We start from the raw sequence: 23387 nt of genomic DNA on the forward strand, positions 1-23387 counted from the left end.
GGTAAATCGCGCCATGGCGCACCAGAACACAACACCCAGAACATACCGTTGATGACTTTACGATGCTCAGCCCATGGGCGTCCGGCTCGTGGGGATGTAGGTTCAGCAGGCAGTAAGGGCTGGATGATGCTCCATGCTTCATCGGGAATATCGTATCGGGCCATATCTCAAAGTGTTGTGGAAATAAGTAGTTACTATAGCTCAGATGATTAAGGGACACAGCCTAAAATCCGTTTTAATTAAGGTTTCTAAAATTCTCTTATTTATGAAACCAGTATGTTATCCGCGAAAATATGACTTGTAAAGAGGCGTGAATCAATAAAAATATATTATTAACTAATGATTAACTTGATAATTAATATTTTTTATTAATTCCCCGCTGAGTGTTAGCTGTTATTTTAACGACAATAAATTATGTCTTTTAATTAATCGAATAACTTATATTTATTAATGTTGGCGGGTTCATTTATTTATCGCCGAACCCCTTTGTTTGCGACAAAGGGATGGGCTAAACGCCACCTTGCTATTGCCGCCGCAGGGCACTATACTTACGCGTCATTTTTTCAGCCGCACACATACACACGTTCCTTGCTTCCATGGGCCGCGGTTGACCCTGACAGGAGGCTGAATAATCCGTAAGGAGCAATTCGATGCGTCATTACGAAATCGTTTTTATGGTTCATCCTGACCAAAGCGAACAGGTTCCGGGCATGATCGAACGCTACACGGGCGCTATCACTGGCGCCGAGGGTACGATCCACCGTCTGGAAGACTGGGGCCGCCGTCAACTGGCTTACCCGATCAACAAACTGCACAAGGCTCACTACGTTCTGCTGAACGTTGAAGCGCCGCAGGAAGTTATCGATGAGCTGGAAACAAACTTCCGCTTCAACGACGCCGTTATCCGTAGCATGATTATGCGCGTTAAACACGCGGTAACCGAAGCATCTCCGATGGTTAAAGCGAAAGACGAACGCCGTGAGCGTCGTGAAGATTTTGCAGAAGCCGGCGATGATGTGGATGCTGGGGATTCTGAAGAGTAATTGTCGTGGTGGCGGCTAATCGTTTGGTGTTGTCCGGCACGGTGTGCAAGACCCCCATTCGTAAAGTCAGTCCTTCGGGTATTCCTCACTGCCAGTTTGTGCTTGAGCACCGATCAACGCAGCAGGAAGCCGGATTTAACCGACAAGCATGGTGTCGTATGCCCGTGATTGTCAGTGGACCAACGTCACAAGCATTTACCCACAGTATAACGGTCGGCACGCAACTCACTGTGCACGGGTTTATTAGCTGCCATCAAGGGCGCAATGGCCTGAGTAAAATTGTGTTACATGCCGAGCAGATTGAATTGATAGATTCTGGAGACTAGCCAAATGGCACGTTATTTCCGTCGTCGCAAGTTCTGCCGTTTCACCGCGGAAGGCGTTGTAGAGATCGACTATAAAGACATCGCTACGCTGAAAAACTATATCACTGAAAGCGGCAAGATTGTTCCGAGCCGTATCACCGGTACTCGTGCAAAATACCAGCGTCAGCTGGCCCGCGCTATCAAGCGTGCGCGTTACTTGTCTTTGTTGCCGTACACTGATCGTCATCAGTAATCGGCCACTGTCCATTAACGAGACTTTGAGAGGATAAGGTAATGCAAGTTATTCTGCTTGATAAAGTAGCAAACCTGGGCAGCCTGGGTGATCAGGTAAACGTTAAAGCGGGTTATGCCCGTAACTTTTTGGTTCCGCAGGGCAAAGCTGTGCCGGCAACCAAGAAAAACGTTGAGTTCTTCCAAGCGCGCCGTGCTGAACTGGAAGCCAAATTGGCTGACGTTCTGGCTGCTGCTGAAGCTCGCGCCGCCAAGATCAAAGAACTGGGCAGCATCACCATCGCGTCTAAAGCAGGCGACGAAGGTAAACTGTTCGGCTCTATCGGCACCCGCGATATCGCTGATGCGGTAACCGCAGCCGGTGTTGACATTGCCAAGAGCGAAGTTCGTTTACCGAACGGCGTTCTGCGTACGCTGGGCGAGCACGAAGTGAGCTTCCAGGTACACAGCGATGTATTTGCTACGCTGAATGTTGTTGTCGTTGCTGAAGCGTAATTAACGCTTGTCGTTGAATTAACACTTTAGTTAACGAGTAAAACGCTGGCCTTGCGCCAGCGTTTTGCATTTCCGGGGACGGGTAAATTAACGGGTGCGAGTAAACGCCCCCTCGGCGTTACGGGTGAACCTGACAACCTGATTATCGGTGGTTTCTATTTCCAGCGCCGTCACGGTGCCTTGTGTATTCAACTGCAATTTGACTTCCTGACCGGCTCGCAGGTTACTGAGCGGTTTGTCATTCCCTTCCACCTGCGCCATTGCGAAAACGTCACCGACCGGCAGGTTGTTATCACGAAATAGCTGCGCCAACGTCTGTCCTGAGGCAATTTCATAGTTGCGCCAGGAAATTTCCGCATTCCGGGCAACCGGTTGTACTGGCGGGTCGGTGGGCGGCCGTTCTGCCAATGGCCGGTTTTCGATGATTTCCGCCTGCATCGGCGTGGATTGCTCAATGGCGACCGGCATTGGTTGAGGGGAGGGTACGGGCGGCGGACTGTAAGGCCATAGCAATGTCACCAGCAAGATACCGATAACAATCAAAATCCAACGGCGATGGAAAAGCGGTAGCGGCTCCATCCAACGGTAGTTATCAGGCAGATGCCAGATTTTTCTCAATCTGATTTTAATCCGCAGGCCTGATGATGATGGCAACCGGCTATTCTCCTCATCATCGCCGGATCGCTTCGCGTTCCGATGCATAAAACGCTGGCAGAGGCGCAATAACGCCTGATAACCCCAGGTAACTTTCCGCTTCCTGGGTGCAATTCTGCCCATGTTGACCTCTCTTGCGACGCTATAAGGTAAAAACAATTTAGTATATCGGTAACAAGCGGCTAATGACCAGCTAACGCTTTGATGCTTAAGGCAACAGCAGTACAGAACTATCTGATTTAATAGTATAGGCCAGCCTGCCGGACTTATTCCGCTTACCGGCGGATAAACGTTATTCATCTGCACACAGGATTTTACCCTAATCTCTGGCGCTGTTATGCTGCGCCTTCGGTTTTTTACAGTTTAAAAGGAACATCCATGACAACCCCTTCTTTTGATAGCGTCGAAGCGCAGGCAAGTTACGGCATTGGCTTACAGGTCGGTCAACAACTACAGGAATCTGGTCTTGAAGGGTTGCTCCCTGAAGCGCTGGTCGCTGGTCTGCGCGATGCGCTGGAAGGTAATGTGCCAGCCGTACCCGTGGATGTGGTTCACCGGGCGCTGCGTGAGGTCCATGAACGTGCGGATGCGGTACGACGTGAACGTCAGCAGGCATTGGCGGTAGAAGGGCAACAGTTCCTGGCTGAAAATGCGCAGAAAGAAGGCGTAAGCAGCACAGAGTCAGGTTTGCAGTTCCGCGTATTGAATCAAGGCGAAGGGGAAATTCCTGGCCGTCAGGATCGGGTGCGTGTGCATTACACCGGTCGTCTGATTGATGGCAGCGTGTTTGACAGTTCGGTCGAGCGCGGTCAACCCGCCGAGTTCCCGGTAAGCGGTGTGATCCCCGGTTGGATTGAGGCACTAACCCTGATGCCGGTCGGCTCCAAATGGCAGCTATATATTCCTCATAATCTGGCTTACGGCGAACGTGGCGCTGGGGCGTCTATTCCGCCATTCAGCACTTTGATTTTTGACGTTGAGCTGTTGGAAATTTTGTAAGCTCAATAAGATAACCAGAAGACGCTTACTGCGTTATATCCGCTGGTAAAGCAGCTATGGGATGAGGCAGCCCTGCGAAACCTCATCCCGCGTTTCTCCTTAGTCCCATTACATGATGAATATGGCACTTCATTGAGAGCGTCTGGAATATTTAATGTGCTGAGTTATTCTGCTCAAGCGATTGGGAAACGGCCTGTAGCAGCTCCGGTATGTCCATTTTAGGCAACACAACGTCAATCAATGAAAAACAAGGCTCGCTACCGATTTGGTCCAGCGCCTGAGCCAACTGGGCCGGAGATGATGTTTTCCGGGTGCGTATCTTATTGCTGTCGCCGCCGAGTGCTATAGGCAGTTGCGTCCAGTTCCAGGGGGCAATATCGTGATAGCGTTGTTGTGGGTTATGTATCGCTCGCTCAACGGTGTACCCCTGATTATTTAGCACAAAGATCACGATATTGAGATTATCCCGCAGCATTGAGCCGATCTCCTGTGCTGTGAGCTGTAGCGATCCGTCACCGATAAGCAGGATTACCCGTCGCAGCGGTTCGGCTAATTGAGCGCCATATGCCGCAGGCAGCGTGTAGCCGATTGTTCCCCACAGGGATTGGGTGATGAAGCGGCAACCTTGTAGCAGCGTCAATGCAGCCGCGCCAAAACAGGCGGTTCCCTGCTCTGCCACGATAAGATCGCCGGGGCGAAGGAAGCCCTGAATTTGCTGCCAAAACCCATGTTGATCAAGTTCATCCTTTGCATATGATGAGGGGAGTGCCGGTGGAGTAATCGTGGTGTGTTTCCAGTGAGATGAAAGCGTAGATGTTATTTTCTCTAATGTTTCGATCGCGGTCAGCATAGGAATATTTGAAAAAGTTTTATCTCCCACTCGGGCTACGGCAGGCTGAATATCAATACATTTTTCAGTTGGAATGTGGTGGCTAAATCCGGCGGTAGTCGTATCGGTAAAGAGGACACCGACACTTATGATTACCTCAGCATCTTCAATCAGCGATCTTATTTTTTCATCACTCCCATTGCCTGCATAAGTGCCGGTGAAGCAAGGATGTTGTTCGTTCAGAGTGCTTTTACCCATTAGTAAGGTTGAGTGTGGGAAAGACGTCTGATCCAGCCAGCGTTGTAAAGACTTTGCGGCGCCAAAGCGTTCAGCAAGGAAATCTGCCAGCAGTGATACCGAATTCGCCGCACTGAGTATTTCTGTCGCTGCATCAACGAATGCTTGCAGCGACGCGTCAGAGCACACAGGTTCAGGTATCGGCAATGGATAGGGACGATTCCCGGTTGGCGCGGCAGCCACGTCCAGCGGTAGAAATAAATAAACCGGTCGGTGGAGGCGGAGTGCGTCTCCAACCACCCGGTCGATTTCCGAGGTTGCGTTTTCGATGGTAAGCGTGGCGGATGCGACGGTGACTTCCATTGCCATACGGAGAAAGTGGCCAAAATCGCCATCTCCTAATGTGTGGTGAAGCAGTTGTCTTTTATGCTGCGATATGAGGTTGGGAGCGAAGGTAATGTGGATAACCGGTACATATTCTGCGTAACTTCCGGCAATGCCATTAATCGCACTAAGCTCGCCGACGCCAAAGGTGGTAAGCAGTGCGGCGGCGGGTTTGCATCGCGCATATCCATCGGCGGCATACGCAGCATTCAGTTCGTTGGCACAGCCAACCCAGGTGATATGATCATGGTTGATAACGTGATCGAGAAATTGCAGATTGTAATCACCCGGTACGCCAAAAAGATGCTTGATCCCTGTTTGAGCAAGACGATCCAGTAAATAATCGCCTATCGTATAGCTGTTAAGCATTGTTTTCCCCATTTGTAATGACTTTTCCCATAGGGAAGTATTGGCGATATGTTAAATATTTCTAATAATTCGTATCTGTAAAAGTGGAAATTAAGCGTTACATCCGCTGATCAATACGATGGCGAGTGGCGGGTATGATGGTTTTTTAGTGACTAAGGGGTCAAGCTCACAGTGTCAGCAAACCGTTAAGAACCGTAAAACAAGGCAAATGGGATATTGTCTGATAGTGGCAGAGAATAATTCCCCGTATATCTTCGCCTATCCGCTATAGCGGCAAAGGAGGAGTCACCTTATGTTTAAGCCTCTGTTAGTTAGTTCTCTGCTAATTGGGATGTTTGCCATGACGCCAGCGGCAGACGCTGACAGTATCAGCATTGATCTGATGCCTGGCGTCACGCTTAATATCGGCGATCGCGATCGCCGCGGTTATTACTGGGATGGTTACGACTGGCGAAGTGAACGCTGGTGGCGTGAACACCGGGGTTATTACCGTGGTGAGCGTAACCGGCATGGCTACTATTGGGATGGCTGGCGCTGGCGGGATGTCGGCTGGTGGCGCGAATATCAGCGTGGCCCGCGGCACTTCAACGATCGCCGTGCGTATCGGGATCATCACAGGGACGAACGGGGGCCGAGGCGGCATGACTGGGATGATCGCTGGCAGAGTCGACATGGCCCAGGCCCGTTTCGCGATTAAACCAGAGCGTGAATTAATAAAAACCACGCCCCGTAGCGGGCATGGTTTTTACCTGCGTTGTTCGCACGACTTACCGCCTACCCAGGGCGTATCTTCTCTTTAAATCCAGCCACCGTTCGTGCCATCACTAACGGATTGTTTTGCAGATCAAAGTGATAAACTGCCAATTCGGTGCCGTCATTGCCGACGGCGGTTATCGGCTATTAGGATTTTTCTTTAATAATCGTGATTACTCCGCCATTGTATAATGATAGGAAGAGAGCATGTGTAACGTGATGGTTATCCGTTCCACTGCATAACCGGTAACAATGAGGTAGAAAATGCTAGAACACATTTGCCAACTGGCCCGTGATGCTGGTGCCGCCATTATGCAGGTCTATGAGGGACACCAGCCTGTTGACGTCGCGCATAAGAAAGATGATTCGCCGGTTACGGCAGCAGATTTGGCTGCACATCGGGTGATCAAGCAAGGACTGGCGGCGGCATTTCCAGATATTCCGTTACTGTCTGAAGAGGATCCTCCTCAGTGGTCTGAACGCCAGCACTGGCAACGCTATTGGTTGGTTGATCCGCTGGATGGCACCAAAGAGTTTCTCAGCCGTAATGGTGAATTTACAGTGAACATCGCGCTGATTGAAAACGGCCAGGCGGTGCTGGGCGTTGTCTATGTCCCGGTGACTGATGTGATGTATGCCGCTGCTGAGGGAAAAGCGTGGAAAGAAGACAAAGGAGAACGCCAGCAAATTAACGTCCATGACGCACGTCCGCCGCTGGTGGTGGTGAGCCGCTCCCATGCGGATCAGGAACTGAAAGATTATCTCAGTCAATTGGGGGAACACCAAACGGTGGCTATCGGATCGTCGCTGAAATTTTGTCTGGTGGCGGAGGGAACCGCCCAGCTTTATCCCCGCTTTGGGCCAACCAATGTGTGGGATACGGCAGCCGGACATGCGGTGGCGGTGGCAGCTGGCGCACAGGTTCACGATTGGCAGGGAAAACCGCTGTCCTACACGCCGCGGGAGTCGTTCCTCAACCCCGGCTTTCGCGTATCGCTATTCTGAGTTTCTCTCTTTTCGTCTGGTAACAGATGCAGCAGGAGCTTCGCTTGCTGCGCATTAAATACGCCACCTTTCATAAAATACCCCTTTTCTGGTTATGCGAAGCGGCGGGCATGGATGGCCGTCGTTGTTTTGTCATATTTGTTCGCTAGATTAACCGCCTGATTACGATGTAATCGTAAATTTGCGTAGATTTAATTGACGGATCCGCCTGCTTGTCCGTTATGCAGTTTGTGTCAGGGAGAGTAAGCCCCTACTTTTTGAATATTTATACTGATGGTTGATGGATTAGATAAATACTGCTCTGTAAAAATGCGTAAAAGCAGTGAAGAATACTGATTGATAGGGAACTAAATGTCGTTTCACGGTACTAATCTCTATCAGTATCCGTTATCTCATTAGCGCTTTGAGTCTTCGGCTATATTGGTCATGGAAAGCGCGCAGAACAATAAAACGGGAGGAGAGTAAACGATGAGGATCTTCGAACGTTACAATCCGATGAAGGTCGCTAAGTATGTGAAAACATTGTTTCGTGGAAGGTTGTATATTAAAGGCGTTGGTGCTTTTGAATTCGATTATGGCAAAATTTTATTGCCAAAGACACGAGACAAACAGCATCTGCTGGTGATGTCTGAAGTTAACCGCCAGGTCATCAGGCTACAGGCCGAGATGGGCTGACCAGGGGAAACAAGCATTCCATGCTGGCGATGATTAACGGCCCATTGAGGGCCGTTCAGACCATTGACAAAGTTCCTTATTAGGGAGAGCGTGCTGAGGGGCCGTAGCGGCGTAAGCCGCCGGAGCGCCCCTCGGTACGGTAGGCCCGTGTATCTCAGGCTTACAAGCGACTTTGTCAGTAACCACCATTCCGTGCTGGTGATGATTAACGGCCCATTGAGGGCCGTTATTGTTTTTAGCACTTTCGTCAGAAAAAATAACGGTTAAGGGATTATTTCTTCTGGTCTGTTTGGACAACCCCGGCGGCGGTAGGTTTTTCTTCCAGACGGGTAACCAGCAACTGGTCGATTTTATAGCTATCAATATCCACCACTTCAAATTTGAAGCCTGAGAAACGAACAAAATCGGTGCGCTTGGGAATTTTGCGCAAGGTGTACATCATAAACCCGCCTATGGTTTCATAATTTCCAGAATGCGGGAAATCATCAATACACAGCGCCCGCATAACATCTTCTATCGGCGTACCGCCTTCTATCAACCAGGAATTCTCATCACGGGCGACGATTTGTTCTTCCTGCCCCTGACCGACTAAATCCCCCATCAATGTGGTCATGACATCATTAAGGGTAATAATGCCGACCACCAGTGCGTATTCGTTCAAAATAACCGCAAAGTCTTCCCCTGCGGTTTTAAAACTTTCCAGTGCTTCAGACAGTGTCAGCGTATCCGGTACGATCAGCGCAGGGCGGATCTGCACCCCGCTGTGCAACTCAAGGCTCTGGTTTCCCAGCACCCGGATCAATAGATCTTTTGAATCGACATAGCCGATGATCTGATCAATGTGACCGTCACAAACCAAGAATTTAGAGTGCGGTTGCTGGGCGATTTTATCTTTGATTTGCGCTTCTTTTTCATGCAGATCAAAAAAAACCACGCTTTCACGCGATGTCATGGATGAGGGCACCGTGCGCGACTCCAGTTCAAACACGTTTTCGATCAGCTCATGCTCCTGCTTACGTAAGACGCCTGCCAGCGCACCGGCTTCCACCACCGCGTAAATATCATCGGAGGTGATATCATCCTTACGCACCATCGGCAATTTAAGCGCCCGAAAAATGACGTTCGCCAGGCCGTTAAACAGCCATACCAGCGGGCGGAAAACGAACAAACAGAAGCGCATAGGGTTGATAATGCGGATGGCAACGGCCTCAGGGGCAATCATACCAATGCGTTTCGGCGTGAGATCGCCAAATAAAATAAACAGGCTGGTTACCAGCACGAACGAGCAGATGAAGCTGGTTTTGTCCGCCGATTCCGGCGACATGAACTGTTCAAAAAGCAGAGAGAGGGTAGGAGAAAACGCGGCATCACCGATAACACCGGCCAGAATGGCGACCGCATTGACGCCAATCTGTATGACGGTAAAGAAAATCCCCGGCGTCTCCTGGAATTTTAATACCATATCGGCGTTGAGGTTGCCCTCGTCGGCCATAAGTTTAAGTTTTATTTTACGAGATGCCGCCAGAGATATTTCGGAAAGTGAGAAAAATGCACTGATGGCAATAAGAACAATAATAAGTAATAGACTGTTTAACATAGTATTTTCGCTTTGGCCCGGCACGGGAAAAGGCAATCCTCAGAAAGGCAATTCATCTCAGATAACGCACAAAAAGCCGTTAACAGGGCCGGGAATCGGCCCAAATTATTTTTAATAGCGGGCTATTATAACAGGAGCGGTGAAATTACCGCCAGATCTCAATGCTGCGGGGGCAGGCAAACGCCAATACCGCCTAAACCACAATAGCCACCCGGATTTTTATGCAGGTATTGCTGGTGTTCATCCTCTGCGTAATAGAAAGGGCCAGCAGGGATGATTTCTGTACTGATTGTCCGGTTGTCACCGCTGTTTTTCATTGCCTGTTGAAAACGCAGGCGACTCTCTTGCGCCGCCTTTTCCTGCTCCGGCGTGAGTGTATAAATCGCGGAACGATATTGGGTGCCGATATCGCCGCCTTGACGCATCCCCTGGGCAGGATCGTGATTTTCCCAGAAGAGCTGCAACAGTTGGGTATAACTGATCACCTCAGGATCAAAAACGACGCGTACCGCTTCGGCATGGTCGGTTTTTCCGCTGCACACCTCACGGTAAGTGGGGTTGGGAGTATAGCCGCCGGTATAGCCAGCCGCTGTGCTGTAAATGCCCGGTTGCCGCCAGAAAAGGCGTTCGGCTCCCCAGAAGCATCCCATTGCAAAGATCGCCAGCTCCATGTTGTCGGGGACATGCGTCATGGAGTGTTCACTAACGGCGTGCAACCTGGCGACCGGCATCGGCGTTATGCGTCCGGTTAAAGCATCAGACTGCGTGATCCGCTGCGTTTTATCGATATTGTGTACCAATTTGCCTACTCCCGAAATAACGGTAAAAGTCAGGTCGTTGGAAAACGATCCAATGTAGAGCATAACCGAGAAGTTTCAGCCTGTCTTTATAACCCAGGTTTGTTTAATGTTAAGGTTATGTTTATCTGCAACACTGCATTTTAGAATTTACCGGTTAAAATCTATATCTAAAGGCAAATATCAATATATTCCGCTAGTACTATGTGTCGCCGTTGGAACCGATTCGTGGTTATCCCCCTGCGGCTATAACAGTGATGTATCAAAACCATAGACTTGATGTGACAGAACGAGGTTATCAGGGAACTAAGTGACTATTTTTACAGGACAAAAAAACGGCCTTTCTGGCCTTAGTGTGCCACGTTACCGTGCTTTGGGCTTATTGTGTGTGCTGCTATTTTCCTCAGCGGGTTTTGCCGCCAATGTGCGTTTGCAGGTCGTTGGATTAGACGGCGCGTTACAAAAGAATGTGCGGGCGCGTTTATCCACGATTACTGTCGATGAAGTCAATGCGGATGGTCGCTTCCGCTCACGCGTAGATGATGCGATTCGTCAGGGATTACGTGCGCTGGGCTATTATGATCCACAGATTGCTTTTGAATTCCGCCCTGCGGTCAATGGTGGCCGTCCTGTCCTGATTGCCAGCGTGACGCCCGGCGAACCGGTGAAAATTGCTGATGTGAATGTTGTTCTGCGTGGCGGCGCCCGCGAGGATAAGGACTATCAGCAACTGGTGCGGCATGATACGCCCGATGTGGGTACGGTACTGAATCACGGTGATTATGATAGCTTCAAAAATTCTCTGAATAGTTTGGCTCTGCGTAAAGGGTACTTCGATGCCCATTTTATGCAGAGCCAGTTAGGTATCATACGGGAAGAGCGAAAGGCTTTTTGGGATATCGATTTTGACAGCGGCGAGCGTTACCGTTTTGGTGAGGTTAAATTCGAGGGTTCGCAAATCCGTGAGGAGTATCTGCGCAATCTGGTGCCATTTCATGCCGGCGACGCCTACAGCAGCGAAGATCTGGGCGAATTTAACCGGCGTTTATCGGCCACGGGATGGTTTAACTCGGTGGTGGTTTCGCCTGATTTTAGTCAGTCGAAAGCAACCAAAACCCTGCCGCTGGATGCGGTTGTGACTCCCCGTACCCGCAATAGAATAGAAACCGGGGTTGGGTATGCGACCGACGTCGGGCCGCGTTTTAAAACCACTTGGAATAAACCCTGGATTAATTCCCGTGGACACAGTCTGGAAAGCAGCCTCAGTGTGTCCGTACCGGAGCAATCGCTCGATCTGAGTTACAAAATCCCTTTACTGAAGAACCCGTTAGAGCAGTATTACTTGCTACAAGGAGGATTCAAGCGTGAAGATCTCAATGATACACGGTCTGACTCAACCACGCTGAACGTGGCGCGTTACTGGGATTTATCCAGCGGTTGGCAGCGGGCTATCAACCTGCGCTGGAGCCTCGACCACTTTACGCAGGGCAGCGTGACAGATACCACCATGTTGATCTATCCCGGCGTGAGTATTAACCGTACCCGTCAGCGCGGTGGGCTGATGCCGGTATGGGGTGACAGCCAGCGCTACTCTATTGATGTTTCCGACACCGTATGGGGTTCAGATATTGATTTTGTGGTTTTGCAGGCGCAAAACGTCTGGATCAGAACACTGGCGGAGAAACACCGCTTTGTCGCCCGTGGCAATCTGGGGTGGATTGAAACCAATAATTTCTCACGCGTGCCGCCCTCTCTGCGCTTCTTCGCCGGGGGCGATCGCAGTATCCGTGGCTACAAGTACAAATCAATATCTCCGCGTGACAGTGAGGATAAATTGACCGGGGCGTCTAAACTGGTGACCGGATCGCTGGAATATCAGTACAACGTGACCGGAAAATGGTGGGGCGCCGTTTTCGTGGATTCGGGCGAGGCCGTCAACGACATCAAACAGAATGACTTTAAAACCGGGGCGGGCATTGGTGTCCGCTGGGCCTCACCGATTGGTCCGGTGAAGCTCGACATTGCCACGCCGATTGGCGATCCAGACAAAAATGACGTGCAGTTCTATATCGCGTTAGGGCCTGAATTATGAGTCAGATAAATAAAAAGGGCCTGATGAAAAAAATTGGCTTCGGGTTTGCCGCTTTGCTGTTGTTATTACTCATTACGCTGGTGTTGCTGGTGGGAACGACGCCAGGTTTGCACCTATTAATAAATGGCGCGACGCGCATTGTGCCGGGGCTGGACATTGCCAGCATCAGTGGTGGCTGGCGTGACCTGACTCTGAAGAACGTCAATTATCAAATGCCAGGGGTAACGGTGAAAGCGGGTGAGTTTCATTTGTCATTGGCACCGCGTTGTTTGTTGCAGGGTCAGCTTTGTGTTAACGATTTGTCGGCACAGAATGTTGATGTGGTGGTGGATACCCAATCGTTGCTGGCTTCAGAGGATACGCCGACGCCCAGTGAGCCGCTGACCGAGTTGTCTGCGCCGTTTCCAATATCATTGCGTCAATTGATCTTGAATAACGTTCAGGTCACTGTGGATGACATGGCAATTTCACTGGGCGAATTCCGCACCGGAATGCAGTGGGAAGGCCGGATGCTGACGCTGTTGCCAACCAGAATCAGCGCGTTGCTGGTGGCATTACCGAAAACACCTGTCGATGTGCTTGAAGATGGAAAAGTGACGGCGGCAGAGCTGGCGGAGGTAGTAAAAGAAACGGCTGCCAACGTTGGTGAGTCGATTGAAAAGGGGACGTCGCAAACGATTCAGATTGATAAAACGTTTTCTGCCGCTAAAGCCATTCCCGCCACGAAAACTGCGCCTGAAACGGATGCCGGGGGCGCGCAACAGGAGAACGCTTTACCTGAACAACCACTCGGTGAGCGATTGGTCGCGCTGTTCTCCAAACCGTTATTGCCCGACTTGCCGTCATTCACATTGCCGCTGGATTTGAATATTGCAGAAATTCACGGTGAACAACTGCGGCTGACCGGCGATCAGGACATCCTGATTTCTGACCTGCTGATACAGGGATCAACACAACATCAGCGCCTGACGCTGGAGAAGTTGGTTGTTCAGTCGCCACAAGGGGGGCTGAATATTCGGGGAGAGGCCACATTCAGCGATAGCTGGCCGGTTTCTCTGACGGCCAATGCTGTTCTGAATGTCGATCCGCTGAAAGGCGAAAAGTTGAAACTGACCGTTGACGGGGGGCTGCGCGAGCAACTGAATGTCGCGCTCAATTTGTCTGGCCCGCAGCGGGCGCAGTTAAATTTGCAGACTAAGCTGGCGCAGGCGGGTTTGCCACTGGCGCTTACGCTGCAAACCGATCGGGTGCGCTGGCCCTTAACCGGCGAAACACAATATCAGGCGGACGATCTGCTATTGCGGCTGAACGGTAAGGCGACGGATTACGCTTTATCGCTGCGCAGCGATATTCATGGTGCTGACCTGCCGCCTGCAACGCTGTTGCTGGATGGAAAAGGTAATGTGCAGCAATTTAACCTGACCCGCCTGCGTTTGTCTGCCCTACAGGGGAATGCCGATTTGAGTGGCGTGGTGGACTGGAGTAAAGCCATCAGTTGGCGTAGCGAACTGATTTTGAGTGGCATCAATACGGCGAAACAGTGGCCGGACTGGCCGGCGAAAGTGGATGGCAAGGTGACAACCCGCGGCAGCCTGTATGGCGGTAGTTGGCAGCTACAGGTGCCTGAACTGCGTCTGGATGGCAATGTGAAACAAAATAAGCTGACCGCCAGAGGCGAACTGCGGGGAAATGCCGCCGGTCAGTGGCAAATACCGGCGCTTAATCTGGCGATTGGCCCTAACCAATTGAATATTAAAGGTGAGTTAAGCGATAAGTGGCAATTGGATGCTGATATTAACGCGCCGTCGCTTACCGGTATGTTACCTGGTCTGGCGGGGCGGGCGGGTGGTACGCTGAAATTACGCGGCAACCTGCGTGAACCGCAGGTTCTGGCGGATATCACGGCATCCGGCCTGCGCTGGCAGGCCATAACCATCAGCCGTATAAAAGTTGATGCGGACGTGCGCTCTGAGCAACAGATTCAGGGCAAGCTGGCGGTGCGCCTGGAGCAACTTCATCAGGATGGCCTGGATATTAGCCTGTTGACGCTGGATGCCAACGGTGATGAAAAACAGCATCAGTTACGCCTGAATATGAAAGGCGATCCGGTATCGGGGCAATTGGCGCTGTCCGGCAGCTTCGATCGTCAGGCGCAACGCTGGCGCGGCACGTTGAATAATACCCGGTTTGATACGCCGGTCGGCGAGTGGCGTTTGACGCAGGCCGTAGCGCTGGATTACCAGAATATCCAGCAGAAAATCAGCATTGGTACGCACTGCTGGCGTAACCCAAATGCCGAGCTTTGCGTTCCCAAAACCATTGAAGCCGGGCCGAGCGGCCAGGCGAGTATCCGGTTAAACCGCTTTGATTTAGCCATGCTCAAACCTTTCCTCACGGATGATACGGTGCTGGCAGGAACATTCAGCGGCGGGGCTGACGTTAGCTGGCAGGCGGGACAAGGTTTACCGCAGGCGAAAGTGACGCTGGCGGGTAACGGCGTTAATGTCCGGCAACAGTTACAGGGCAAAACGCTGCCCATCGCATTTGATACCTTAACCCTGAATGCCGGCATCGATCGTGGTCGGGCGCAGCTTGGTTGGCTCATCGCCATTCGGGATAATGGCCGCTTCAGTGGTGATGTACAGATTAGCGATCCTCAGGGAAAACGTAATCTCGGTGGCTCTATGACCATCAATAATATCTCTCTGGCGCTGCTCGACCCGGTGTTGCAAAAAGGGGAGAAGGTCGCTGGCATATTGAATGCCAATTTGCGTCTGGCAGGAGATGCGCAGCGTCCGCAGATATTTGGTCAGATGGTGCTGGAACGGCTTGATATCGATGGTAGTTGGATGCCGATTGACCTGACTAACGGGCGGCTGGCGGTGAGTTTTAACGGCATGTCCTCAACGTTGCAGGGTTTCCTGAGAACGGATAACGGGCAGTTAACCCTGGGCGGGAATGCGGACTGGGCGCAAGCTGATGCATGGCGGGCCCGTATCGCCGCCAAAGGGCAGCGCATCAGAGTCACCGTGCCGCCGATGGCGCGTCTGGACGTATCGCCGGACATTGTGTTTGAGGCAACGCCACAGTTATTCGCGTTAAATGGCTCGGTCAGTATTCCCTGGGCGCGTATTGTGGTCAATGAACTGCCTGAAAGCGCGGTGGCCGTGTCGTCTGACGAGGTGATGCTGGATGAACAGCGTCAACCGCTGGAGAAAGCCTCTGCGTCGATACCGATCAACAGTAATCTGACCATCCGTGTCGGCAATGATGTCCGGCTGGATGCCTACGGACTCACGGCGCGTTTGCAGGGTGATCTGAAAATGGTGCAGGACGAGCGGGGGCTGGGGCTGAATGGGCAGATAGATATCCCTTCCGGTCGTTTCAAGGCTTACGGGCAGGATCTTATCGTGCAAAAAGGGCAGTTACTGTTCTCCGGCCCGCCGGATCAGCCGCTGCTCAACATCGAAGCCGTCCGTAATCCCGATAATACCGCTGACGATGTGACCGCTGGCGTGCGTGTCACCGGAATGGCGAGTGCACCTAAACTTGAGATCTTCTCCGATCCGGCCATGTCGCAGCAGGAAGCCTTGTCCTATCTGCTTAGAGGCGAGGGCCTCGACAGCAGCGGCGCCGATAGTGCGGCCATGACGTCAATGCTTATCGGTTTAGGGGTTGCGCAAAGTGGTCAAGTTGTGGGTAAAATCGGCGAGGCCTTTGGCGTAAGTAATTTAGCTCTGGATACACAGGGTGTTGGCGACGATTCTCAAGTGGTTGTCAGCGGTTACGTACTTCCCGGCCTGCAAGTTAAGTATGGTGTCGGCATATTTGATTCTTTGGCGACGTTAACGCTGCGTTACCGTTTAATGCCACGGCTTTACTTGGAAGCGGTGTCTGGTATCGATCAGGCATTAGATCTGCTTTATCAGTTTGAGTTTTAGCAATGCGAATTATTGTCTACGGCAGTTTACGACGCAAACAGGGAAATAGTCACTGGATGACCAACGCCCAATGGTTGGGGGATTGTCAACTCGCGGGGTTTGAGTTGTACGATCTCGGCCATTATCCGGCGGTGGTGCCTGGTAACGGGGATATTTATTGCGAGGTGTATCGCATCAGTTCGTCAATACTGGCAGAGTTGGATGCGTTAAAGCGGGACGGTCACGAATATCAGCGTGAACTGATCGCCACCCCATTGGGGAACGCCTGGATCTATTTATACAAACATTCAATTACGGGATTAGCGCGCATAACCAGCGGGGACTGGCTAAAACGAGATGGTGAGTGATATAAAAAATTGCCGGGAGCAATTTTTAACGCCGCTTGCGGCGGCCCGAAGGGTGGCGGGCAGGGATAGCCCGCCATAAAAAAACACCGCGTAATGCGGTGTTTCAGACTGATGACAAAACTCTGTGAATTTGCATATTTCACGGTTTCTTCTCTTCCCGGCGTGAAAAATTATGCTGAGGTGGGCATGGCCGCCGAGTGAGCGACAGGACGTCGCGAAAGCCAGTGCCGCGAAGGGAACGCGTCGCTGGCGGCTCGAAAAGCGGGCATGAACGCCGAAGGCACCGCGTTAGCGGCATAATTTACGCCAAAAGCCTGGGTTCACAGGGCGCTGGCGATTGAAGCGCCCTGTGTCGGGCGCGTGCTACGACGTAGCACAGAAATGGCGGCTTTATCGCGCACGAAATATTCTCCGGCGTTACATATTCAATTTCTGGTGATTCCTCAGCCCGAAGGGGGCGGCAGGGATATCCCGTCATAAAAAAACACCGCGAAATGCGGTGTTTTTGATCGTGGCGTCTGCGTACTTTATTTTTTAGCGCGTTCAAAAGAGGCGATAATTTCCGCTTTAGCGGCTTCAGCGTTATCCCATCCTTCTACTTTAACCCACTTGCCTTTTTCCAGATCTTTGTAGTGTTCAAAGAAATGGCTGATTTGCGCACGCAGTAATTCCGGCAGGTCGTTGACGTCTTTGACGTGGTCGTATTCTTTGGTCAGCTTGCTGTGCGGTACGGCAACCAGTTTGGCATCTTCACCGGCCTCGTCGGTCATTTTCAGAACGCCAACCGGACGGCAACGGATAACCGCACCTGGTTGTAACGGATAAGGGGTAGGCACCAGCACGTCAACCGGATCGCCATCCAGTGACAGCGTGTGGTTGATGTAGCCATAGTTACAGGGGTAGAACATGGCGGTAGACATAAAACGATCCACAAACAAAGCGCCGGTATCCTTATCTATCTCGTATTTGATCGGATCGGCATTCGCAGGGATTTCAATAACTACGTAGATATCTTCCGGCAGATCTTTACCTGCCGGGACATTGTTCAGACTCATGTCGGTTTCCTTCTCTTCAAACCTGAAATGGCGTGGCGGCCATTATAGCCAAAACGCGCATAATGTCCCCGATTTTTAGCGCTGGCTGTTCTCCCGCAGGCCTTCCCGAACAGTGTGTAATCAACTATGTGGGAATGTAACAAGTTTATTAATTCGTTATTAAGTTACTAAACCTAATTCCAGATTAAAGAATAGGAGAGCGGTATCCGATAGATGGCAGGCGCAAATTGCGTTAGTCACTTGTTGTTTTTATGGGACTAATTTTTATAAATCCAGGAGGATATTATGTTAAAAAATGTCACCATCAAGGTGAATTTGATTACCTTATTAGCCGTTATGGTGTTGCTCTTGACGTTGGTCAGCGCTATCGGCGTCAGCTCCATCAATCAGGGAACCACGTCACTTATCACCATTGACAAAATACAGGGTAAGGAACTTAGTGCACTGGCAGGCAGTTATACCGCGTCGCTACGTGCACGAACAGGGGCTGCGCTGGCGGCACAGCAGTTGGTGGCCGGTGAGCCTATTCTGGCCGAGGAGTCGATAGCACGGGCGCAGAACTATGCGTTGATTTCCCGTCAGGAGATGACGCGGCTCATCGAATACGGCGCGGTGACGGATCATGGAAAACAACTGCTTGCGGAGATCGAAAAACGCTTCGGCATTTATATCGATCAGGGTATCCAGCCGATGCTCGATGCACTGAAACAAAACAATGTGGATAAATACTACAGCCTGCTGCAAAACGTTGTCCCGCCTCTAAGCGCCAACATGGATAAGGCCAATAATGCGTTTCGTGATTTTGCCCTCAAAGTCGGGCAGGATATGGTCAAAGAGGCGGAGTCCTTCGCCGCCAGCCGATTGATTACCATCGGTCTTGCCTGTGCGCTCACTCTGTTGCTGGTATTGGTTGCCTGGGTCGCCCTGAAACGTCTGGTTCTGGCGCCGATTGAGATGGCGGTGAATCAACTGGAATTTATTGCTGACGGCGATCTAACGCATCAGATTGAAGACGGCGGTAAAAATGAGATTGGCCGCCTGATGCAGTCGATGAAGGCCATGCAGCACTCGCTATCCCTGGCGGTGGCGCGGGTGCGTGATGCTGGCGGGCAGATTGATATTGGCACCGGCGAACTGTCAATGGGGAATACACATTTGGCGGCGCGCACCGAAGAGTCGGCAGCGTCGATTGAGCAGACCGCTGCCAGCATGGAGCAGTTGAACGCGACCGTGAAGCTGAATGCCGAAAATGCAGAGCAGGCTTATAGTCTGGCGCAGAATGTTGCGGATATCTCTGGTCGGGGTAGCGATGCGGTAGGCCAGATGGTTGAGAAGATGGATCTGATCTCCCACAGTTCGGAACGGGTTGCCGATATTCTGACGGTGATTGATGGTATCGCTTTTCAGACCAATATTCTGGCGTTGAACGCGGCGGTGGAAGCTGCCAGGGCTGGTGAGCAGGGGCGGGGATTTGCGGTGGTGGCCGGTGAGGTAAGAAATCTGGCCCAGCGCAGCGCGCAGTCGGCCAAAGAGATTAAAGCGCTGATGCTGGATTCTCAGGGGCGGGTGACGGAAGGTACTCAGATGGCGAAAATGGCCGGTGAAATCATGAACGAAGTTGCCGACGCCGTGACGCATATGACCATGTTGATGCGGGAGATTTCCAGCGCCTCACGCGAGCAAAGCCACGGTATTGAGCAGGTGAATGTCGCGGTGTCGCAGATGGATGAAGCCGCCCAGCAAAATGCGTCACTGGTTGAGGAGTCCACGGCGGCGACGCGTTCACTGGAAGAACAGGCGCGGCAGTTGGCGGAAAGCATGGCGGTATTCAGACTACCGCGTCAGGATCTGGTGGCGATAGGCCAGCACTGAATCTGAATCATTATTGTTATTGACCGACCATTCCCGCAACGGCGGGAATGGTTATTTTTCTCCGATATCTTTATCGTCAGCGCGTTTTTTCCTACGCAGTTTATTCCAGATTTTGCTTTCCTGCCCACGCCACAGACGCTGAATATTATCGTGGTGGCGCATCAGTATCAGGCAAGACAGCATGGCGACCGGGAAAGTGAACTGTGGTTTAAACCACCAGACATAAAACGGCGCGATAAGCGCGCTGATAATCGCCCCCAGCGACGAATAGCCGCTCAGTAGCACGGTCAGTAACCAGGTGCCGGTCATCAGGCCGGTCAGATCCCAGCCGATTGGCGCAATGGCGCCGAACGCTGTGGCAACACCTTTACCGCCGCGAAAATGAAAAAAAACCGGATAGATATGACCGAGGCAGGCGGCAATGGCGGTCAGGCCCAGAAACAACGGGGGAACACCCAGCGCATACGCCGCCCAGACGGGCAGCATTCCTTTCAGGACATCGAAGATCAGTACCGTTGCGGCGGCAGATTTACCGCCGATACGCAGTACGTTGGTGGCGCCAGGGTTTCCTGAACCCTGCTCACGAGGGTCTGGCAGCCCGGCGATCCGGCAGACCAGAATCGCACTGGAAATGGAGCCACACAGATACGCGATTACTATCATACCAAGCGCGGTAGCACTCATAACGCGGTTCCGTTTAATAGAAAGACGTTTAATAGAAGGTGGTTTAATAAGGGTCGTTTTACTCTTCGCATCTGTGGATAATACGCATATTCCGTCGGAAGTGGTATCCGACAACGACAAAAACAGAGAACGGCGTGATGGATATCGTATTTATTGAAGAACTTACCGTAATTACCACCATTGGTGTTTACGACTGGGAACAAACCATTGGGCAGAAGCTGGTGCTCGATATCGAAATGGGCTGGGATAATCGTCAGGCGGCGGCCAGTGATGATGTTAACGACTGTTTAAGCTATGCCGATGTCAGTAATGCGGTGATTACCCTGGTGACAGGCCAGCGCTTTGCACTGGTTGAGCGTGTCGCGGAAGAGGTGGCGCAGATGCTTATGCAGCGTTTTGCGATCCCCTGGTTACGGATAAGAGTCAGTAAGCCGGGGGCTGTGGCGCAGGCGCGTCAGGTTGGCGTGGTGATTGAGCGAGGTACGCGATAAATCTGATTTAGTCGCGTTGCGACGTTAAAAAACGCTCCAGGCGTTTTTATATGGCGGGCTATCCATGCCCGCCACCCTGCGGGCCGTCGCGTTGCGACGTTAAAAAACGCTCCAGGCGTTTTTTTATGGTCTAAAGTTTTATTTTTAATAACAAGGGGCAAGGAATTTTAGATGACTGAACTGCATTCATTGTTAGTTGCATTTATTCTTGGGGTGGTTGAAGGGCTTACTGAGTTTTTACCCGTTTCCTCTACGGGCCATATGATCATTGTCGGCCACTGGTTAGGGTTTACCGATGACAAGGCAAAGACATTTGAGGTGATTATCCAGCTAGGTTCTATTCTGGCGGTCGTTGTTATGTTCTGGCGTCGTCTGTTTGGTCTTGTCGGAATTCATTTTGGTCAGGTTGTGCATGAGGGTAATAGTGCCGGGCGCTTAAAACTGAGCCATATCCTGTTGGCGATGATCCCGGCCGTGGTGCTGGGGCTGATTTTTCACGATGTCATCAAATCGCTGTTTGAACCTAAAAATGTGATGTACGCGCTAGTGGTCGGCGGCTTCCTGCTGCTGGCGGCAGAACGGTTAAAGCCAAAGCAACCGCGGGCCGTCGGGTTAGATGATATCAGCCATCGTCAGGCTTTTATGATCGGTTGTTTTCAATGTCTGGCGCTATGGCCGGGGTTTTCCCGTTCAGGGGCGACGATTTCCGGCGGAATGTTGATGGGGGTCAGCCGTTATGCGGCGTCGGAGTTCTCTTTTATTCTGGCGGTTCCCATGATGATGGGGGCCACGGTGCTGGATCTCTATAAAAGCTGGCATTTTCTGTCACTGGCCGACCTGCCGATGTTTGCTGTTGGTTTTGTGACGGCTTTCGCGGTGGCGCTGATCGCGATTAAAACCTTCTTGCAGATAATCAAACGTATTTCTTTCGTTCCTTTCGCCATTTACCGTTTTATCGTAGCAGCGGTGGTTTATATGGTGTTCCTGTAAATTTCCAGATGACATAATAAAGAAAGGTCACGTAAATGCGTGACCTTTGAGGTTACTGACAAAGTCGCTTGTAAGCCTGAGATACACGGGCCTACCGTACCGAGGGGCACTCCGGCGGCTTACGCCGCTACGACCCCTCAGTACGCTCTCCCTAATAAGAAACTTTGTCAATGGTTTGAAAGGTCACGTAAATGCGTGACCTTTTTCGTTAATACCCCTTATCCCGCCTGTTGTGTTTTCCACCGCTCCAGTGCCTTGCCACGGCGGCGATTAAGTTCGTTGCGGATATCAACACCCTGATACCCCTCGGCGACGACCTCTGCACTGGTGACGCTGCTGGCGACGCGAAAGGCTTCGCGCAGATAATCGCCTTGCGGGTAAGCGGCTTCCTCAAAGCCGGTGCGTCCACGGGCATCCGCCTCGCTGGTGATGGCCAACTGTTCCAGCCGCTGCGGTTTACGCCATACATCAAGCGCATCAAACAGTTTCAGCAACGTTTTGGGCTGTAATATCTGCACTGTATGTATCAGATCGTGATATTCCGCCACCAGTTTCGCCAGATCCCTGATGTGGTTGGGAACACGTAAACGCTGGCACAGCGCTTCCACCAGTTTTACCCCTGCCGGTCCATGACCGTGATGTCGCGGCCAAAGCTCGGGCGGCGTCAGGCCCTTGCCAAGATCGTGACACAAGGTGGCGAAACGCACGTCAATATCCGGGCTGAGACGGGCGGCAACGGCCAGCGTCATCAGCGTATGAATACCGGTATCAATTTCGGGATGCCATTTTGCCGGTGCGGGGACGCCGTAAAGTTTATCGATTTCAGGAAATAACACCGCGAGCGCCCCGCAGTCTCTGAGTACCTGGAAATAAACCTGAGGGGCGCTGGCGGCGAGCGCTTTCTCGGTTTCTTTCCAGACACGTTCCGGCGTCAGATAGGCCAGCTCGCCATCACGCGTCATTTTTTGCATCAGCGCCAGGGTTTCATCGGCAATCTGAAAACCAAGATAGGCGAAACGGGCGGCGAAACGCGCCACGCGTAACACGCGTAGCGGATCTTCACTGAAAGCATCGGAAACATGGCGCAGAAGACGATTTTCCAGATCTTGACGGCCATGATAGGGATCGACCCAATCGCCCTGTTCTGTGCGGGCGATGGCATTGATGGTCAGATCGCGGCGCAGTAAATCCTGTTCCAGCGTCACGTCGCGGTCGGCATGGCAGACAAAACCGGTATAACCGTTACCTGATTTGCGTTCGGTGCGGGCCAGCGCATATTCCTCATGGCTGACCGGGTGCAGAAATACGGGAAAATCCCTTCCTACCTGCTGATAGCCCTGAGCCAGCATTTGTTCCGGCGTCGCGCCAACCACCACCCAGTCTCTTTCGGTAACGGGTAGATTAAGCAGGCTGTCACGAACGGCACCGCCGACAAGATAAATATTCAAAGTCGGACTCCAGAATGTATGCTGATATTCACAACATACTACCATTTTTGCGCATCATTGCCGTCACCGGTAA

The 23387-nt window shown here is 51.7% G+C and carries 22 protein-coding genes; 14 read left to right on the forward strand and 8 right to left on the reverse strand.

The annotated features are described in order from the left end of the window. The coding region (locus BIY29_RS09305; protein WP_147437153.1) for a transposase at positions 1-164 on the reverse strand (164 nt) is incomplete at its 3' end. A 486-nt stretch (positions 165-650) separates the two neighbouring features. On the opposite strand from BIY29_RS09305, the gene rpsF reads away from it, so the two are divergent. From rpsF to rplI, 4 genes are read left to right on the forward strand one after another with little or no spacing between them, the layout of a single operon-like run. Then, the gene (gene rpsF, locus BIY29_RS09315) at positions 651-1043 is read left to right on the forward strand and encodes a 30S ribosomal protein S6 (protein WP_121574863.1); all 393 of its coding nucleotides are present in this window, start codon (positions 651-653) and stop codon (positions 1041-1043) included. Between the two features lie 5 nt (positions 1044-1048). After that, on the forward strand, positions 1049-1369 hold the full coding sequence (priB, locus tag BIY29_RS09320) for a primosomal replication protein N (RefSeq protein WP_121574864.1): 321 nt from the start codon (positions 1049-1051) through the stop codon (positions 1367-1369). 4 nt (positions 1370-1373) lie between these two features. Then, positions 1374-1601, forward strand: a complete 228-nt coding sequence (gene rpsR, locus BIY29_RS09325; RefSeq protein ID WP_005974788.1) for a 30S ribosomal protein S18 — start codon at positions 1374-1376, stop codon at positions 1599-1601. Positions 1602-1642: 41 nt separating this feature from the next. Beyond that, positions 1643-2095: a 50S ribosomal protein L9 gene (rplI, locus tag BIY29_RS09330; RefSeq protein ID WP_121574865.1), complete on the forward strand. Its 453-nt coding sequence runs from the start codon at positions 1643-1645 to the stop codon at positions 2093-2095. 87 nt (positions 2096-2182) lie between these two features. Here the strand turns inward: rplI and BIY29_RS09335 are convergent, their stop codons facing one another. Next, positions 2183-2872 (reverse strand): OapA family protein, encoded by a 690-nt coding sequence (locus BIY29_RS09335; protein WP_121574866.1) that lies wholly within the window; start codon positions 2870-2872, stop codon positions 2183-2185. A 255-nt stretch (positions 2873-3127) separates the two neighbouring features. Between BIY29_RS09335 and fklB the strand changes: the two genes are divergently transcribed. Further along, positions 3128-3748: a BamJ family beta-barrel-assembly machinery protein gene (gene fklB / locus BIY29_RS09340; protein ID WP_121574867.1), complete on the forward strand. Its 621-nt coding sequence runs from the start codon at positions 3128-3130 to the stop codon at positions 3746-3748. 151 nt (positions 3749-3899) lie between these two features. Here the strand turns inward: fklB and BIY29_RS09345 are convergent, their stop codons facing one another. Continuing rightward, the gene (locus tag BIY29_RS09345; RefSeq protein ID WP_121574868.1) at positions 3900-5567 is read right to left on the reverse strand and encodes an alpha-keto acid decarboxylase family protein; all 1668 of its coding nucleotides are present in this window, start codon (positions 5565-5567) and stop codon (positions 3900-3902) included. A 292-nt stretch (positions 5568-5859) separates the two neighbouring features. Between BIY29_RS09345 and BIY29_RS09350 the strand changes: the two genes are divergently transcribed. The 3 genes from BIY29_RS09350 to BIY29_RS09360 all read left to right on the forward strand — a co-directional run bounded on the left by BIY29_RS09350 (position 5860) and on the right by BIY29_RS09360 (position 8000). Further along, positions 5860-6264: a DUF2502 domain-containing protein gene (locus BIY29_RS09350; RefSeq protein ID WP_121574869.1), complete on the forward strand. Its 405-nt coding sequence runs from the start codon at positions 5860-5862 to the stop codon at positions 6262-6264. Between the two features lie 320 nt (positions 6265-6584). Then, entirely contained in the window at positions 6585-7325 is a 741-nt protein-coding gene (cysQ, locus tag BIY29_RS09355) for a 3'(2'),5'-bisphosphate nucleotidase CysQ (RefSeq protein WP_121574870.1), read from the forward strand. Positions 7326-7793: 468 nt separating this feature from the next. Continuing rightward, positions 7794-8000, forward strand: a complete 207-nt coding sequence (locus tag BIY29_RS09360) for a DUF1107 domain-containing protein (RefSeq protein ID WP_121574871.1) — start codon at positions 7794-7796, stop codon at positions 7998-8000. Positions 8001-8271: 271 nt separating this feature from the next. On the opposite strand, the gene paeA is transcribed toward BIY29_RS09360, so the two are convergent. Next, positions 8272-9597 carry a polyamine export protein PaeA gene (gene paeA, locus BIY29_RS09365; protein WP_121574916.1) on the reverse strand — a complete coding sequence of 442 codons (1326 nt, stop codon included), beginning with the start codon at positions 9595-9597 and terminating at the stop codon, positions 8272-8274. 158 nt (positions 9598-9755) lie between these two features. Continuing rightward, on the reverse strand, positions 9756-10397 hold the full coding sequence (msrA, locus tag BIY29_RS09370) for a peptide-methionine (S)-S-oxide reductase MsrA (RefSeq protein ID WP_121574917.1): 642 nt from the start codon (positions 10395-10397) through the stop codon (positions 9756-9758). Positions 10398-10749: 352 nt separating this feature from the next. Between msrA and tamA the strand changes: the two genes are divergently transcribed. From tamA to BIY29_RS09385, 3 genes are read left to right on the forward strand one after another with little or no spacing between them, the layout of a single operon-like run. Further along, complete coding sequence (tamA, locus tag BIY29_RS09375; protein ID WP_121574918.1) at positions 10750-12486, forward strand: autotransporter assembly complex protein TamA; 1737 nt, start codon at positions 10750-10752, stop codon at positions 12484-12486. Further along, on the forward strand, positions 12483-16427 hold the full coding sequence (gene tamB / locus BIY29_RS09380) for an autotransporter assembly complex protein TamB (protein WP_121574872.1): 3945 nt from the start codon (positions 12483-12485) through the stop codon (positions 16425-16427). The genes tamA and tamB overlap by 4 nt, the downstream gene beginning before the upstream one ends. A 2-nt stretch (positions 16428-16429) precedes the next feature. Next, positions 16430-16774, forward strand: coding sequence for a gamma-glutamylcyclotransferase family protein (locus BIY29_RS09385; RefSeq protein ID WP_121574873.1), 345 nt, complete (start codon positions 16430-16432; stop codon positions 16772-16774). Between the two features lie 527 nt (positions 16775-17301). On the opposite strand, the gene ppa is transcribed toward BIY29_RS09385, so the two are convergent. Further along, the gene (gene ppa, locus BIY29_RS09390; protein WP_121574874.1) at positions 17302-17829 is read right to left on the reverse strand and encodes an inorganic diphosphatase; all 528 of its coding nucleotides are present in this window, start codon (positions 17827-17829) and stop codon (positions 17302-17304) included. A gap of 285 nt (positions 17830-18114) precedes the next feature. On the opposite strand from ppa, the gene BIY29_RS09395 reads away from it, so the two are divergent. After that, complete coding sequence (locus BIY29_RS09395; RefSeq protein ID WP_121574875.1) at positions 18115-19701, forward strand: methyl-accepting chemotaxis protein; 1587 nt, start codon at positions 18115-18117, stop codon at positions 19699-19701. 51 nt (positions 19702-19752) lie between these two features. Here BIY29_RS09395 and plsY read toward each other — a convergent pair whose 3' ends face one another. Next, on the reverse strand, positions 19753-20385 hold the full coding sequence (gene plsY, locus BIY29_RS09400) for a glycerol-3-phosphate 1-O-acyltransferase PlsY (RefSeq protein WP_121574876.1): 633 nt from the start codon (positions 20383-20385) through the stop codon (positions 19753-19755). A gap of 137 nt (positions 20386-20522) precedes the next feature. Here plsY and folB point away from each other — a divergent pair, with 137 nt between their 5' ends. Continuing rightward, positions 20523-20876 (forward strand): bifunctional dihydroneopterin aldolase/7,8-dihydroneopterin epimerase, encoded by a 354-nt coding sequence (gene folB / locus BIY29_RS09405; RefSeq protein ID WP_121574877.1) that lies wholly within the window; start codon positions 20523-20525, stop codon positions 20874-20876. A 171-nt stretch (positions 20877-21047) separates the two neighbouring features. Next, positions 21048-21866 (forward strand): undecaprenyl-diphosphate phosphatase, encoded by an 819-nt coding sequence (gene bacA, locus BIY29_RS09410; RefSeq protein WP_121574878.1) that lies wholly within the window; start codon positions 21048-21050, stop codon positions 21864-21866. Positions 21867-22084: 218 nt separating this feature from the next. Here the strand turns inward: bacA and BIY29_RS09415 are convergent, their stop codons facing one another. Next, a complete protein-coding gene (locus BIY29_RS09415) occupies positions 22085-23314 on the reverse strand; it encodes a multifunctional CCA addition/repair protein (protein WP_121574879.1) in 1230 nt (409 codons plus the stop codon). Between the last annotated feature and the right edge of the window lie 73 nt (positions 23315-23387).

It is taken from the genome of Brenneria alni (genome assembly GCF_003666245.1).
GTDB classification, from domain to species: domain Bacteria; phylum Pseudomonadota; class Gammaproteobacteria; order Enterobacterales; family Enterobacteriaceae; genus Brenneria; species Brenneria alni.

What these genes read in the sequence shown, in the direction of transcription:
- rpsF (WP_121574863.1), top strand. Translation starts at nt 651, where the DNA reads ATGCGTCATTACGAAATCGTTTTTATGGTTCATCCTGACCAAAGCGAA.
- rpsR (WP_005974788.1), top strand. Translation starts at nt 1,374, where the DNA reads ATGGCACGTTATTTCCGTCGTCGCAAGTTCTGCCGTTTCACCGCGGAA.
- rplI (WP_121574865.1), top strand. Translation starts at nt 1,643, where the DNA reads ATGCAAGTTATTCTGCTTGATAAAGTAGCAAACCTGGGCAGCCTGGGT.
- BIY29_RS09335 (WP_121574866.1), bottom strand. Translation starts at nt 2,872, where the DNA reads ATGGGCAGAATTGCACCCAGGAAGCGGAAAGTTACCTGGGGTTATCAG.
- fklB (WP_121574867.1), top strand. Translation starts at nt 3,128, where the DNA reads ATGACAACCCCTTCTTTTGATAGCGTCGAAGCGCAGGCAAGTTACGGC.
- BIY29_RS09345 (WP_121574868.1), bottom strand. Translation starts at nt 5,567, where the DNA reads ATGCTTAACAGCTATACGATAGGCGATTATTTACTGGATCGTCTTGCT.
- BIY29_RS09350 (WP_121574869.1), top strand. Translation starts at nt 5,860, where the DNA reads ATGTTTAAGCCTCTGTTAGTTAGTTCTCTGCTAATTGGGATGTTTGCC.
- cysQ (WP_121574870.1), top strand. Translation starts at nt 6,585, where the DNA reads ATGCTAGAACACATTTGCCAACTGGCCCGTGATGCTGGTGCCGCCATT.
- BIY29_RS09360 (WP_121574871.1), top strand. Translation starts at nt 7,794, where the DNA reads ATGAGGATCTTCGAACGTTACAATCCGATGAAGGTCGCTAAGTATGTG.
- paeA (WP_121574916.1), bottom strand. Translation starts at nt 9,597, where the DNA reads ATGTTAAACAGTCTATTACTTATTATTGTTCTTATTGCCATCAGTGCA.
- tamB (WP_121574872.1), top strand. Translation starts at nt 12,483, where the DNA reads ATGAGTCAGATAAATAAAAAGGGCCTGATGAAAAAAATTGGCTTCGGG.
- BIY29_RS09385 (WP_121574873.1), top strand. Translation starts at nt 16,430, where the DNA reads ATGCGAATTATTGTCTACGGCAGTTTACGACGCAAACAGGGAAATAGT.
- ppa (WP_121574874.1), bottom strand. Translation starts at nt 17,829, where the DNA reads ATGAGTCTGAACAATGTCCCGGCAGGTAAAGATCTGCCGGAAGATATC.
- BIY29_RS09395 (WP_121574875.1), top strand. Translation starts at nt 18,115, where the DNA reads ATGTTAAAAAATGTCACCATCAAGGTGAATTTGATTACCTTATTAGCC.
- plsY (WP_121574876.1), bottom strand. Translation starts at nt 20,385, where the DNA reads ATGAGTGCTACCGCGCTTGGTATGATAGTAATCGCGTATCTGTGTGGC.
- folB (WP_121574877.1), top strand. Translation starts at nt 20,523, where the DNA reads ATGGATATCGTATTTATTGAAGAACTTACCGTAATTACCACCATTGGT.
- bacA (WP_121574878.1), top strand. Translation starts at nt 21,048, where the DNA reads ATGACTGAACTGCATTCATTGTTAGTTGCATTTATTCTTGGGGTGGTT.